This window comes from Bacillus sp. FS02, assembly GCF_024398395.1.
In the GTDB taxonomy this organism is placed as follows: Bacteria; Bacillota; Bacilli; order Bacillales; family Bacillaceae; genus Bacillus; species Bacillus altitudinis.
Genome location: NZ_CP074101.1, coordinates 1,197,040 through 1,211,219, shown reverse-complemented (window position 1 = coordinate 1,211,219; position 14,180 = coordinate 1,197,040). Strand labels below are relative to the sequence as shown.

11 protein-coding genes and 1 pseudogene are annotated in these 14,180 nt (G+C 34.4%); 7 read left to right on the top strand and 5 right to left on the bottom strand.

Going from position 1 to position 14,180, the window contains the following annotated elements; genetic code table 11:
- Window positions 1–35: 35 nt before the first annotated feature.
- Window positions 36–944, top strand: coding sequence for a diacylglycerol kinase (locus KFQ09_RS06215; RefSeq protein ID WP_007496845.1), 909 nt, complete (start codon window positions 36–38; stop codon window positions 942–944).
- A gap of 61 nt (window positions 945–1,005) precedes the next feature.
- The gene (rlmD, locus tag KFQ09_RS06210; RefSeq protein ID WP_213406481.1) at window positions 1,006–2,388 is read left to right on the top strand and encodes a 23S rRNA (uracil(1939)-C(5))-methyltransferase RlmD; all 1,383 of its coding nucleotides are present in this window, start codon (window positions 1,006–1,008) and stop codon (window positions 2,386–2,388) included.
- Between the two features lie 5 nt (window positions 2,389–2,393).
- Here rlmD and KFQ09_RS06205 read toward each other — a convergent pair whose 3' ends face one another.
- Window positions 2,394–2,822 (bottom strand): DUF4368 domain-containing protein, encoded by a 429-nt coding sequence (locus KFQ09_RS06205; RefSeq protein WP_234941394.1) that lies wholly within the window; start codon window positions 2,820–2,822, stop codon window positions 2,394–2,396.
- Between the two features lie 907 nt (window positions 2,823–3,729).
- On the opposite strand from KFQ09_RS06205, the gene KFQ09_RS06200 reads away from it, so the two are divergent.
- The gene (locus tag KFQ09_RS06200) at window positions 3,730–5,913 is read left to right on the top strand and encodes a hypothetical protein (RefSeq protein WP_255836113.1); all 2,184 of its coding nucleotides are present in this window, start codon (window positions 3,730–3,732) and stop codon (window positions 5,911–5,913) included.
- Window positions 5,914–5,998: 85 nt separating this feature from the next.
- On the opposite strand, the gene KFQ09_RS06195 is transcribed toward KFQ09_RS06200, so the two are convergent.
- Window positions 5,999–6,472 (bottom strand): hypothetical protein, encoded by a 474-nt coding sequence (locus KFQ09_RS06195; RefSeq protein ID WP_213406483.1) that lies wholly within the window; start codon window positions 6,470–6,472, stop codon window positions 5,999–6,001.
- Window positions 6,442–6,810, bottom strand: coding sequence for a hypothetical protein (locus KFQ09_RS06190; RefSeq protein ID WP_213406484.1), 369 nt, complete (start codon window positions 6,808–6,810; stop codon window positions 6,442–6,444). The genes KFQ09_RS06195 and KFQ09_RS06190 overlap by 31 nt, the downstream gene beginning before the upstream one ends.
- Window positions 6,811–7,220: 410 nt before the next feature.
- Here KFQ09_RS06190 and KFQ09_RS06185 point away from each other — a divergent pair, with 410 nt between their 5' ends.
- The 3 genes and pseudogenes from KFQ09_RS06185 to KFQ09_RS06175 all read left to right on the top strand — a co-directional run bounded on the left by KFQ09_RS06185 (window position 7,221) and on the right by KFQ09_RS06175 (window position 10,404).
- The gene (locus KFQ09_RS06185) at window positions 7,221–7,934 is read left to right on the top strand and encodes a hypothetical protein (protein ID WP_213406485.1); all 714 of its coding nucleotides are present in this window, start codon (window positions 7,221–7,223) and stop codon (window positions 7,932–7,934) included.
- A gap of 764 nt (window positions 7,935–8,698) precedes the next feature.
- Window positions 8,699–9,732: pseudogene (locus KFQ09_RS06180) on the top strand (IS3 family transposase).
- 339 nt (window positions 9,733–10,071) lie between these two features.
- On the top strand, window positions 10,072–10,404 hold the full coding sequence (locus KFQ09_RS06175; protein WP_234941395.1) for a hypothetical protein: 333 nt from the start codon (window positions 10,072–10,074) through the stop codon (window positions 10,402–10,404).
- A gap of 288 nt (window positions 10,405–10,692) precedes the next feature.
- On the opposite strand, the gene KFQ09_RS06170 is transcribed toward KFQ09_RS06175, so the two are convergent.
- Both KFQ09_RS06170 and KFQ09_RS06165 read right to left on the bottom strand, forming a co-directional pair.
- Entirely contained in the window at window positions 10,693–11,028 is a 336-nt protein-coding gene (locus KFQ09_RS06170; RefSeq protein WP_213406486.1) for a hypothetical protein, read from the bottom strand.
- Between the two features lie 24 nt (window positions 11,029–11,052).
- Window positions 11,053–12,597: a T7SS effector LXG polymorphic toxin gene (locus KFQ09_RS06165; protein ID WP_255836112.1), complete on the bottom strand. Its 1,545-nt coding sequence runs from the start codon at window positions 12,595–12,597 to the stop codon at window positions 11,053–11,055.
- A gap of 541 nt (window positions 12,598–13,138) precedes the next feature.
- Between KFQ09_RS06165 and KFQ09_RS06160 the strand changes: the two genes are divergently transcribed.
- The gene (locus KFQ09_RS06160; RefSeq protein ID WP_255836111.1) at window positions 13,139–14,113 is read left to right on the top strand and encodes a tRNA dihydrouridine synthase; all 975 of its coding nucleotides are present in this window, start codon (window positions 13,139–13,141) and stop codon (window positions 14,111–14,113) included.
- Window positions 14,114–14,180 lie beyond the last annotated feature (67 nt).

Sequence of the window (14,180 nt, the reverse complement as noted above, 5' to 3'; positions counted from 1 at the left end):
AAATAGATTGCATAATGATAATAGGATGATGATGAATGAAACGTGCTCGAATTATATACAATCCGACATCTGGACGTGAACTCTTTAAGAAGAATTTACCGCAGGTTTTGCAAAAATTTGAACAGGCTGGCTATGAAACATCTTGTCATGCGACGACATGTGCAGGAGATGCAACACAAGCAGCCGAAAAAGCCGCACAGAGAGACTTTGATTTAATTGTAGCAGCTGGTGGAGACGGCACGATTAATGAAGTCGTCAACGGATTAGCGCCGCTTGAAAAAAGACCAAAATTAGGAATCATTCCAGTTGGAACGACCAATGACTTCGCAAGAGCACTTGGCATTCCAAGAGAAGATATTTTAAAAGCGACAGATGCCATCATTGATGGTGTAGCAAAGCCGCTTGATATTGGTAAAGTGAATGGACAGTATTTCATTAATATTGCGGGAGGCGGCCGATTAACAGAGCTGACCTATGAAGTGCCTAGTAAGCTGAAAACCATGCTAGGACAACTTGCGTATTATTTGAAAGGTATGGAGATGCTTCCTTCCATTCGCCCGACAGAAGTCGAAATTGAATATGACGGCAAATTGTTTCATGGAGAAATCATGCTGTTTCTTGTTTCACTAACAAACTCAGTAGGCGGCTTTGAAAAGCTGGCACCAGATTCTATTTTAGATGATGGGATGTTTGATCTGATTATTTTAAAGAAGGTCAACCTAGCAGAAGCCATTCGAGTGGTCAGCCTTGCACTCAGAGGCGAGCATATTCATGATAACAATGTCATCTACGCAAAAGCGAATCGCGTGAAGGTAGATGTAAAAGATAAAATGCAATTGAATTTAGATGGTGAATACGGCGGCATGCTGCCAGGTGAATTTGAAAACCTGTATCGCCATATTGAATTTATTGTGCCAAAAGCAACAGCTGAAAAAATAGGGTGAAGACTGAACTTGGTTCCTTATGGCGACCAAGTTTTTCTTTGCAAATGAGGTGATAAAATTGGTGAAAATGAAACCGCCTGTTCAAAAAAATGAATACTACAATGTAACCTTCGAAGATTTAACGCACGAAGGTGCAGGTGTAGCGAAAGTTGAGGGTTTCCCTGTATTTGTACCGAATGCCCTTCCTGACGAACAAGGGAAAATCAAAGTCACACGTGTCAAAAAAGGATTTGCTTTTGGACGACTCATGGAGCTGACAAAGGAAAGTCAGCACAGGCAAGATGCGCCATGTCCTATCTATAAGCAGTGCGGAGGCTGTCAAATTCAGCACATGAGCTATGAAGGCCAGCTGCTTTTTAAACAGAAACAAGTAAAGGACGTATTGGAGCGGATCGGCAAGCTTGATATGAGCCGTGTAAAAGTTCATCCTGTACTCGGCATGGAAGACCCTTGGAACTACCGAAACAAAGCACAAGTACCAGTTGGCGAACGGGAAGGCGGACTTGTTGCTGGATTTTATCAGCAGCGTACCCATGAAATCATTGATATGGAAAAATGCTTGATCCAGCAATCAGAAAATGACGAAGTGGTACAGGCAGTAAAAGACATCTGCAATGCGTTTGGCATCAAAGCATATAACGAAGAACGTCATAAAGGCTGGCTTCGCCATGTCATGGTTCGTTACGGTATTGCAACAGGTGAAATGATGGTTGTGTTTGTCACAAGAACGGCTGATTTTCCGCAAAAGCAGCAGGTGATTGAACAGATTATAGCACGCTTCCCACACGTTCGGTCAATTGTACAAAACGTAAATTCAAAGAAGACAAATGTCATTTTCGGAGACGAAACGACCGTTTTATGGGGAGAAGAATACATTTATGACACGATTGGCGACATCAAATTTGCCATTTCAGCCCGCTCGTTTTATCAAGTGAATCCAGCTCAAACAAAGGTTCTTTACGATAAAGCCCTTGAATATGCCGAGCTGCAAGGAGAAGAAACCGTGATCGATGCGTATTGCGGAATCGGTACAATTTCCTTATTTCTCGCACAAAAAGCAGGCAGAGTATATGGCGTGGAAATTGTGCCAGAAGCGATTGAAGATGCAAAACGCAACGCTGCCTTAAACGGAATCAACAACGTTGAATTCGCAGTCGGCGAAGCAGAAACCGTTATCCCAAACTGGTACAAAGAAGGCATTAAAGCAGACACTCTTGTCGTTGATCCACCAAGAAAAGGCTGTGACGAAGCACTGCTTGATACGATTTTAAAGATGAAACCGAACCGTGTTGTGTATGTGTCCTGTAATCCAGGGACGCTTGCTCGTGATTTGCGTATTCTTGAAGATGGTGGGTATGTGACGGAGGAAGTGCAGCCTGTGGATATGTTTCCGCATACGAGTCATGTGGAGTGTGTTTCACAGCTAGTTTTAAAAAATGATTGAGGGAATTATAATCCCTCAACCTGTGTAAACTTATAGTAAATCTTAACATCTGTGTTTTCTGTTACTTCAATTTTATCAACAAAACATAGTAACATTTCGGATGTTACCTTATTGAACTTTAAAAAGCTTTTAAGTTGTTCCATGATGGCAGAGATATTACTTGTTTCGTGATTTTCCGCCATCTCCTTTATCATTTCTATTTTCTCTACTTCGAGTTGTTGTAGCTTTTCTTGAATCATACTTACAAAGTCATCATAGTCCTGTTTAGATATGTCCTCACTAATGTATTTTTGTAAGGCGTTCCACTTTTGTTCTATTTTCTTCTGAACTTGTCTCTCGATAGACTCCAATCTAGACTCGTTCTTTTTTGCGGTAGCCTTTACCTTTTTCTCAACTTTACTTTCTAGGTTGGGATGGTCTAAGCTACTAGACATGTTCTTGAGGTCATTAAGGATTATTTCAGTTAGTTCTTGTTCCTTGATTGCATGGTTCGTATATGCTTTATTACCATATTTAGCGTAAGTATTACACATTGTTGATTTGTTAAATCCAAAAGATACTAAACTACTTAGTTCTATTAGATTACCTATAAGTTTGCTTCCTAATAAGACTATCTTCTATATAAGAACAATATTTCAGATCCATGAAACAATAAATGATTTGTTTATAAATGAAAGACTGAAGGTAAGAATACCAATTGAAGTGATTACAGACTCATATCTGAAAATAAGTAATTACAAAGATTTTAGAACAATTATTAAAGAGATAATCGAGGTTGGGTAAACGGTATTGAATGATGTTTCTACTGAGGTGAAAGATCTCCCCAATTTATTAGAGCGTATTGATAAAATATAGGATAGATATTCAGACTTATTTAATAAGTACGAAAAAGAGGAGGTAAAACTTCAGGATATAACAGAAGAATTAATTTCAAAAGGTTATGTTGTAAAAAATAAAAATGAATTTATTATTTTCGAAAGTTTCTATTATAAGGGATTTTTTAATTTACTAATGAAAGTTGCTCGTCCTGTTGTGGGAATTTACTAAAAAGAAATTCACAAAATTCAAATATTAGGAATTACACACATAAATAAGTATCCCACAGAAGCCAATTAAAAGCAATATTTGAAGGTGGCTTAAGTCTTGCTCAATTAACAAGGGCAAGAGAAAAACATAATCTAGAAAAAGTATTATTAAAGAAACAAATTGAGACGGAAGAGCAAAACTAATTAAATCTTGACCTAGATAACCATAATAAGATCTTCGATATAGTTGAAAAGGGTGGATAAAATTGATAGTGGATACGTTTATATAAATAATTTGAAGTGAAAGGAAAACATAATGACTAATTATACTTTTGAGGATTTAAAACAAGCAATAAATGAGGGAAACCTTATTGAGATAATAAAAGTATTAGGTCCATTATTTATATTGAACCAAGAAAATTTTAGAAAAAATCTACTTCTCCATGGCTGCTTACCTGAACCCTTAAGCAGAAATTATGATGAGAAGAAATTAAATCAGTTCATGCAAGCATCAAAGATTGTTAAAGAAAATTTTGAAGAATTAGATACAGCTAAAGATTTCGATGAGGTCTGTTATAAACTAATTCTGGCAATTCATTTTATTGCTGAAAATAACAAAAAAAACATGAAAAACTTAACAGACATAGACTTTCTTGACTATCCTTTTACTAAACAAATACAAATACTATGCACCTTTATTGAGAGTCAGTCTATTTATTCACAAGATGTTGTTAAGGGAAATTATAAAGAAGGTTATATTACTGGCTTAGAATACGAAATCTCTTCTCAAGATGAACATATTTCAGTTGCTGATAATTTAGAGGCAATCATTGAATATACAAATACATTAACAAGATTATTACATTTTAAATACAAAGATAAAATTGACAAAGAGTTTATGGTGCATGAGAAAATTTCTCCATATTACCTTCCTTCAATTGAAAAATTACTATTATTAACCTCTCATCGTTTTGGATTAGAGAGTTTGTGGGAAAAGGTGAAATTTGGTTTTTGGGATTATGATGTATATGATTATGAAGGAAAAAATGTATTATATTTCAAACCACAAGACAGTGGAAAATTTAAAAAAGAAAGAGCTGCTACTCTGAGATATAGGTATAAAGATCATATCTATTCACAAAAAGCCATCATTAAATCAAAAGAGATTATTGAGAAGTTTAATAAAACCCATGTAGATCAAGAAATACCCATAGAAGAAGATCCTACAACTATTTTTTCAGTAAAAAAAGAAGTTTTTGAGACATACACTAGTTTTATACAAATATACGTTGATGTTGCATATGACATGCAGAGAGAAAATTTAGGATCTACAATAGAAAATATTAGATTAGGCTCTAAAAGAAATATTACAATTAGAGAATTATTACTTGGTGGTCAATATTTAAAAGTTTTGGCATTGTTATATCGTGATATTTCACATAGAAAATTTAATGATAATGATGAAAATACATTTAAATACCTTGCACCAATCTTCTCAATCAATGATTTAGTAGCAGATTTTTCAAACAAATATAGTATCGCAAATGATAATGCAAAAGGAATTTTGGAACAATATATATTCTATCCTAATTCGCCTTTTGACATTTTCAGTAAACCACTAATCTATGTGGGAAATGAACATATTATTTTTACGCCACATTTAATAAACCAGATGAACGATAATAGAATAATAGAGACTCATATCTCTAAGTGGGATATAGATGTTTCTAAAAAGGGTACAGAATATGAAAGCATGATGCGTTTGTTACTTGGTTCTGTTCCTTTCTTGTCAGTAAATCCTAAACCAATAACTTTTACTGCCTATGACGGCAAGGAAGTAGAATTTGATTTTATCGGAATGTTTAAAGATGCACTATTGATTGTTGAAATAAAGTGCATAAAAAGACCTTTTACTACCAAAGAAATTAAACAAAGAGAAGAAGATGTGCTAGAAGGGGTAAAACAGGCTAAACGAAGAGAAGAAATAGTCAAAAAAGAATGGACGAAAATTAAAGAGCAATCTGATATAGATCTACCAAATGATCCTCCTAAAAAGATAATTAAAATAGTGTGTTTAAACATATTTGATTTTACAGGTAGAATAGAAGATGATGTTTATGTTACTGACTTTTCAGCATTTTCAAAGTTTTTTGTTGATCCAAATATTAAAACTCACACAAATGAAATTAATAATCCCTTAAATAACGTTGTTGTCGAAAGTCTGTGGAAGGGATCTGAACCTGATATTGAAGACTTACTAAATTATTTGCAAAATCCTGTAGCTATGAAAGGGTTTTATGAAAAACTAGTAGAAGTTCCACGACCATTATTGGTTTTGGATGAGGCAGATCCAGGAATTGCTTTTATGGATTATACATTGAAAGAAAATCCTTTTTCTGTTAAAGAAATCTCAAAGAAACAACCGAAGCAAGCAAAGGTAAATAAATCGGTTAGACCTAAGAAAAAAAGACATAAAAAACGGAATAAGAGACAATATTGAATGTGATTAAATGAACGAACAAATATTTACATCCTAAAAGTGTGAGGGACTATAAAATACAGTCTTTCACACTTTTTTAATGGAACTATTTTTTGTCAGTCATAAGCTTATAAATAAGGTTTATAATCATTTCTAAATCTGAATATGGTTTAATATTATTAATCTGAAGAAAATTAATTATCTCAAATCTAATAGGTTTGAGATAATTAGCAACAATGTTATTAGTAGTTCTTGTATGAAATTTAGTATTAAGACCTACTGCTTTGTTTAAATAACCTAAGAAGTTTTTATCCTCCTCTTCTGAGGTAATGTCGTAATGTACCATGTTTCTCATTATTGAACATACTGTTTTTATATCTTTTTCAAAATCCTCTAGAATGGAATTAATTCTCCCGTTACTAATATTATTCCATTTTTCAAAATCATCTTTTGAGTAAGTTCTTAAATTCAATAGATTATCTATAATCTCATCTGTTTTTAATGTTATCAATCTAATTTGAATATAGTCATCTGAAAAATTTGGATTTATTAATTTGATACATAAGTGTCTTTTATCCATATAGCATTATTAATCTCTTGTAAGCTTAAAATCAGTCTAAGAATAAATGAGTTACTTGCATCGCTTTCATATTTAAATAACATTTGATGATTTATATCCCAACATTTATATGGATTTGAGGATATCTTCTCTACGTTAATGTTAGTGTTTGGAGAAATCCCATACTTATTTTCGAGAAATTCAATCAAGAAAGTAGAGGCTTTACCTATATACTTTGCTAAATAAAATATGCTATATTTTGTATTGGGCTCTTCATCCAAAAGTGGAAATGTTTCAATGTTTAATAAGGTATATGTAGAATAAAGTGTGCTTCCAACTATTTCTTCCTCTTTATTCATATAAAACCCTATATTGTTTATATCGTCACCAAAAACGCTTATATGATAATCAATAATATTATTATATATTTTTTGATTTCGTCCTTTTTTCTTAGAAAAGAGATGGACTCGATTTCTTATCAATTTTATTCTTTCATCAATTTCTATTTTATCAGGAATAAAACAACAAAATACTTTCTAAAATTAAACAAATGTCTCTAAGTACGAAATAAATATGAGTACTTAAAAATTCATTATCATTTACGGAGCATAAAATAAGTTTTTGAATAGATTTTAGATCAACATAGGCAGTATTTACAGAATTATTATTAATAATAATCACCTCTGTTTCTATTTTATTTTAAAGTGAACAGAGTTAAAGTGAAAATTGATAAATTAGCACTTATAGTAATATTGAAGGGGTGTTCATCATGTGGGAAAATCCATGGATTGTTGGTATTGGTGGAGGAATAATAAGCGGTTTATTTGTATTTTATATGACTAATTTCATATTTAATAAGATTAGTAAAAAAGACTATTTTAAAAAGGTGCATCAAAGTAATAAGGAAATGATTGGTTTATTAATATTATCTATTTCTGAGGGAGAACTTCCCTCCCTAAAAATACTTAATTCATTATTATCTTCGTTATCAAGAAAGTATAACGTTAAGCTGCAAGATATGTACAGTATAAAGGAAATTCTTGAGGATTTAATAAGAGAAATATTTGACACTAATTTTATAGCTATAGATAAAAAGATAAGCATATCAGAGAGTCTAGAAGAAAAGATTATACAAATTGAAAGTGAAGAATATAAAAAGAAAGAAGAAAAGAGAAGTGAACGGAATACATATCCAAATACTAATAAACTACCTTTATTAGTATCCACAACTGTAATGGCAATGACAATGACTATTAGTGTGATGTTTTTTCTAATCTACACAAATGACAAACAAATCAGTAATTTAACAATGGATAACAATATGTCGTTTATTGCAGTGTTACTTGGTGGCACATTAACAATCGTAGTTACTCTAATGTCAATTATTTCAACCAAAATTAGTAGAGAAAAACAATTAAAAGCAAATGAAATTTACTATAATACTCTGTTATTAAAAAAAACGACAGACATTACTGAAAAGTAAGACGCTTGAGATGTGAATAAGATACAAAGAGGATTATTCCCAAAGGTTATAAAAAGTGTAATTCCTGATACTATAAAGAATGACCTAGATCTGGAAGGAATTATAAACATGGAAAATCATTTACATTGACGTACAATTGTAATTTCATAATATTTGATACAAAGTTATCGAGCCTTACCAAAAATATGGTTACAATTAAATATTCATTCAGCACTGGGTAGGGGTAAGTTAATACTTGGAAATACTAAAATTAATAACGCTTATTAATTAAGTAGTTATAGTCGCCTTTGATTTTGTCTGTGAAATGTATTCAACACATGTGGAGTGCGTCGCGTCTTTATCCCTTTAATAATAAGGGTTTAAGAGCGTAAAAGTTACGATTTATAACAAAATAAAAGAAAAAACAGCAGACCGTTGGAAATGTCAGCAATTTTGACAGAAAACCTTTTTATAAATCGAAAAGAGATGATGCGCTGATCAAATAAGAATATTTCCTTGATTTGTTGGCCGAGGGGCATGCGAAAGGAATTACGATAAATAGCCGTCGGATTTAAAGAAGTTATCTTCAAATAAAACAAAGCGTACGAAATATGCTCAGGTAAAACAAAAGAAAGCCCTTCTTTATGGGACTGACCGCATAAAGTGAGACAAATAAAAACACCTTTAAATTGAAAAATGGGTATAGCATATATGAAAACAATTTGGAGGTGTTTTTTGCATGGGAAGTTATTTATCCGATTAGTGTAAAAGAAGAGGCCGTTCAAATGAGATTAGCTGGAATCCCGACAAAAGAAATATAGACAAGTTAGGAATTAAGAATAGAACACAAGTGAAAACGTGGATGAAATGGTATCGCGAGGGTGAAATCCATCGATTTCATCAACCAGTTGGAAAGCAGTATACCTACGGGAAAGGACCAGAATATCAAAACGAGAAGTTGAAAACAGAAAATCTTTATTTAAAACAACAAATTGACCTATTAAAAAAGTATATAGGATGGGAAAGGAAGTGAAAAAAGAAGCATTCGTGTCGATTTACGATACGGTAAAAGACACAGTAAGTGTAAGTGCATTCTGTCAGATGTTTGAGATTGCAAGATCAACATTTTATCGTTGGAAAAAACAAGGTCTCCAGCCAAAACAGCAAGTGTTAATTGACGTCATATCGTCGCTTTGTGAGTCATACGTACGGTTATCGTAAAATAACGGCCTTACTGCGAAAAGAAAGGAGCATAAATCATAAGACAGTACAACGCATTATGCAAACCTAAGGTTTACAGTGTCATGTGAAAAAGCGTAAACAGATTGGTCAACCTTACTATATTGCAAAAAATCACTTAAAACAGGATTTTACTGCGACAAAGCCACTTGAAAAACTAGTGACAGATAGAACGTATTTGCCATTTGGTCAAAAACTACTTTATCTATCCAGCATAAAAGATTTGTATACTAGTGAGATTGTGGCTTATACGATTGGTAATAAACAGGATGTTACTCTTGTTTTAGATACATTGAAGCAGTTACAGACATTACCTAAAGGTTGCGTACTTCATAGTGATCAAGGTTCGGTCTACACTTCTTATGCTTATCAAAAGGAGATAAAGGAAAAAAGCATTACCATGAGCATGTCCCGGAAGGGAATGCCCGCTGATAATTCCCCCATAGAATCCTTCCACTCCAGTTTAAAAACAGAAGGATTCTATCTCCACCACTTGACAAACACTACAACAACCATTGTAGAAAAAACGGTCAGGGGGTATATTGATTATTATAACAATATCCGAATTCAATTGAAATAAAACAGGCAGTCACCAAAAGAATTTCGGCAACTGCCTGTTTTATAAAGGTATTTTGATCCCTGTCTCAAAAACGGGGGTCAGTCCCTATCGGAGGGGCTTTTTTTGTGTTAATTCAGTTACTTCAAGTCCACCTATATTTTATCCATATCTATTGAATATCAAAAAAACAAGTTACGAAAGGAGGGTACATCTATCTTGTTTAATGCTTCTTATTACTTGTTTTTACATAAATATTGGAAGACAAAAGGAACTTTGCGATAATAAATTGAAATTATTATAGATATACATGAAAAGTTGATGTGTTTTTCTCTGATTTGGGAGGTGACTGGGGGTTTTAAAATGAAGAGATTATTATATTTAATGTTAGCATTATTCTTGGCTATAACTGCATTTGCGCCAGCTGCTGCTGCAAAGACACAAAGCACAAAGGGATTAGAAGGTTTGACAGAAGAACAAATTGAGAAGTCTTTAAAAGAAGTTGAATACATCTTCACAAAGATTATTGTTTCTGAAAAAAAAGGCTTCGTCATTAATGAGGAGGAGCTTGCAAAATCACCTTATTCAGCTGAAGTGAAAGATGGAATGGTCGCTTTTGTAAAATTAATGAATCAAGAAGCGACCACGAAAAGTAACACGGTAACTCGCTGTGGAGGATGCAATTGGCCTCGCTAAGGGGAATTTAAAGCATCTACAAAAATCAATTGAAAAGGGAGATTGGATAGCTGAAGCTGTATTAGGCGCTCTTGGAGTTATGAATATAGCAATTAAACCGCCTGTATTGTTTGCGTTCATGCTGTTTTGTGGTGCGCCAGTAGCCAAAATTGCTCCTGCTCAATGAATAAGATTAATATGTAAAATTGGACGTCCAGCTGGGCGGCTTTTCTCAATGATTAAATTTATTTAAGCCACTATTACTTTTTCTCCATAACCCATTTCAAGAGGGCCTTAAACATACAATTGTTATTCAGTACTATCTAAATTCCATACTGTTTGATCGTCTACTAAAATTTTACTTGGTGGATCATCATAAAGCGAAATTTCAATTAAGGAGCTTTCCCCTTGTCTTAACCATTCATATACACTGTCTCCGCTTTCATAAGGATGAGACAAAATATCATCTACTCGGAAAGCAGCTGCAATATATTCTGTAAAATTGATGTCATCCTCGTCTAACATATTATTTGTTTCAAAAACTGTATCTAATCTGCCGATAATTCTTAATCCACGTTGCCATTCTAGTATCATATTATTTTTTTCATACTTTATTAATGTTCTAATTAAAGAATCGTATCCCATGTATATCCTCTTCCTTTAATAGTATTATGGTCTTGCTGGTACGATGTGAGCTCCGTCTTTGCCATAATGTATCATGCCATTAGTAGTCTCTACATATTTACCAGTATCAATATCGTAGTATTTTCCTATCACTTGGCCAAAGTCTACCCTTTCTTTATTCTTAGTACCTAATGTTTCTCCTTTTCCAGCATACTTATCCAGCAAATCTTGTGCCTTTTTATTATCTCCATAGAAGATACTCTTGGTCTTTCCATTCGCAACTTCTTGCTTATAGTTAGGTGCATCAGGAATATGTTTCTCTTGAGCGCCTGGTTTTACTTTTGCCGGGAAACCATTTACTTCACGATACGGACCTTTTGGTACGGAGTGTTTGTCGAAGGAAGGTGTTTTGACAATCTTCTTGGCTACTTTCTCTCCTTTCATGATTTTAAATACGTATTTTCCAACTTTAGCGATTTTAGCTACGGGTATCATGTACAAGCTTGATACTAGACGGTCCATGTCAGCGACTTTGTCACCTGATACAGGGTCTCTCCCTGTTATGATTCGAATTGCATCATTTATTCCTGTAAATTCAACCGCTGTATTTAAGATTTTTGGGGTTTGTTTTAAGTCGGAAATCTTTGTGATGCTCTCAATATTCACTTTGTTTTGGTCCGTTATTCGTAACCGATAGAGCATTCCATCTCGAATAACGTCAACTGTTTTGGCATTTGCGAAGTCAATCTTTTCATTTGTATTATATACTTTTCCATTTACGAACACGGCGTCTGGATTAATTTTATTAGAGGGTTTCCTATTTACAACCGTATCCACATTCGATCGCTCTTTATCATTCAGCTTATTAAGCATGATCGCCATTGGATTTCCATCGGGATTGTCTATTTTTTTATTCAATTCGTTTAGGTTACTGCTGATCTTTTTGTCTTCCTTATCTTTGAGAATGGATCCTTTTTGATAGGTGGTGATCCCGATTTTCGCACCAGTGAACATTGTGCCTAGAGTATCTATGTATTCCTTCATTGTTTGTATGGAGTTCTTGGTTTCATTCAAAGCACTGGCTTGTTCCCTGTCAAAGGCATGGAGCGTACCGATGGTTTTTGAGATGTTCATCCAGGCTTTTTGGTAACTGACTTGAAAAGCAGACTCGTCCACACTTGGTAAATGAATAATATGGCTGACTTTGCCGATGGCACTGCTCACATCTGACATGATATCAGATACAGCTATTTCGGCATTTTTTAAACCTTGATCAAGCTCATGCTCGAGAAATGATTGTGAGATAAAGCCATTTTCATTTGACTCAAATGCATGAAGTGCATTCTGTACCTTTTGGAGTACGGAGGTGTATTCTCCAATCGTGACTTGAAAGAATTGCAAGAAAGGGATATGGCACTCTGAGTAAAACGCTCGAATCGCTTCTCCAGCTTCCCCCTTTAGTTCGCCATCCAATGAAATGATTCGATTGATTTGGCTTTCAAGGGATTTGATATGTAGTGATTGTTGTTTTAACTGTGTCAGTGTTTGATCAATTGCATGGTGCAAAGTTTTAACATCTAACGTTTTCATGGTATTCTCCTTTAATGCTTGGTCGCAATCAATAGAGATTTTACCATTATACGGAGAATGATTGGGGAATAAATACTTAATTTCATGAAGTTGAACCGATTTGCTTAGGTGATAAAGACTAGTTGTTCAAAAAACAAGTGGAACAGTTTGAAAAGGTGTACGTTCTCACAAGCTTGCCATGTGCTTTATTGACAGCACGTTGTATAACACGATTCCCGAAAGTTTCCTTTTTGAACAACGTTTACGCCTTCTGAAATTTTTGATATTTTATATAGTGCTGATCGTATTTTGTTAACGTTTGTTTTACGCTTCTTTTGCATTGTCGCTTATAAAAAAACATAATATTACCCAAAAGAATACTTTTAACTGCAAAATGATTTGCAATTATTGGTCATAGTTGATTATGATCAAGGCCTGTTATAATAAGGTTTTTAACACCAAGAATGAACGTTTGCGTTGGCTTCTTACTAAAGTATATAATGATATTTTATAGAAGGACATGCCCTTTAGGTGCTATGTCATGAGAGGAATTGGATGAAAGATGAGTAAAAATTTCTGGCGTGATTTACCACGACCATTTTTTATATTAGCACCAATGGAAGAAGTGACAGATGTTGTGTTTCGTCATGTTGTGAGTGAGGCGGCGAGACCGGATGTGTTTTTTACAGAGTTTACGAACAGTGAGAGCTACTGCCACCCTGATGGCATTCAAAGTGTGAAAGGCCGTTTAACATTTACAGAGGATGAGCAGCCGATTGTTGCTCATATATGGGGAGACAAGCCTGAGAACTTTAGACAAATGAGTATTGGAATGGCGAAATTAGGGTTTCAGGGGCTTGATATTAATATGGGCTGTCCTGTCCCAAATGTCACACAAAACGGGAAGGGCAGTGGGTTGATTCTTCGCCCAGACGTTGCGGCAGAGCTGATTCAAGCGGCAAAAGCAGGGGGATTACCTGTTAGTGTGAAAACAAGACTAGGGTTTACAGAGGTCGATGAATGGCGTGGTTGGCTCAGACACATTTTGGAGCAAGACATTGTGAATTTATCGATTCATCTTCGTACAAGAAAGGAAATGAGCCAAGTAGATGCGCATTGGGAGCTCATTCCTGAAATTAAAAAACTACGTGATGAAATAGCCCCTGATACGCTTTTGACAATCAATGGTGATATTCCTGACCGTCAAACTGGCTTAAAGCTTGCTGAACAGTATGGAGTGGACGGTGTGATGATTGGGCGTGGGATTTTCCATAACCCATTTGCTTTTGAAAAAGAGCCGAAAGAGCATACGAGTGACGAACTGTTAGGTCTTTTAAGATTACATCTTGATCTTCATGATCAATATTCTTCATTAGGTTTGCGTCCATTTAAGGCACTGCATCGTTTCTTTAAGATTTATGTAAAAGGATTCAGAGGAGCGAGCTTCCTAAGAAACCAATTAATGAACACATCATCAACAGATGAAGTGCGTGCAATGCTAGATGAATTTGAAGCGAGAATTCAAGAACAATCATGATCAACAAGAGGAGGGAGAACCCTTCTCTTTTTTTATGAATAGGACTATTAAACTAGGTTTCTTAAAT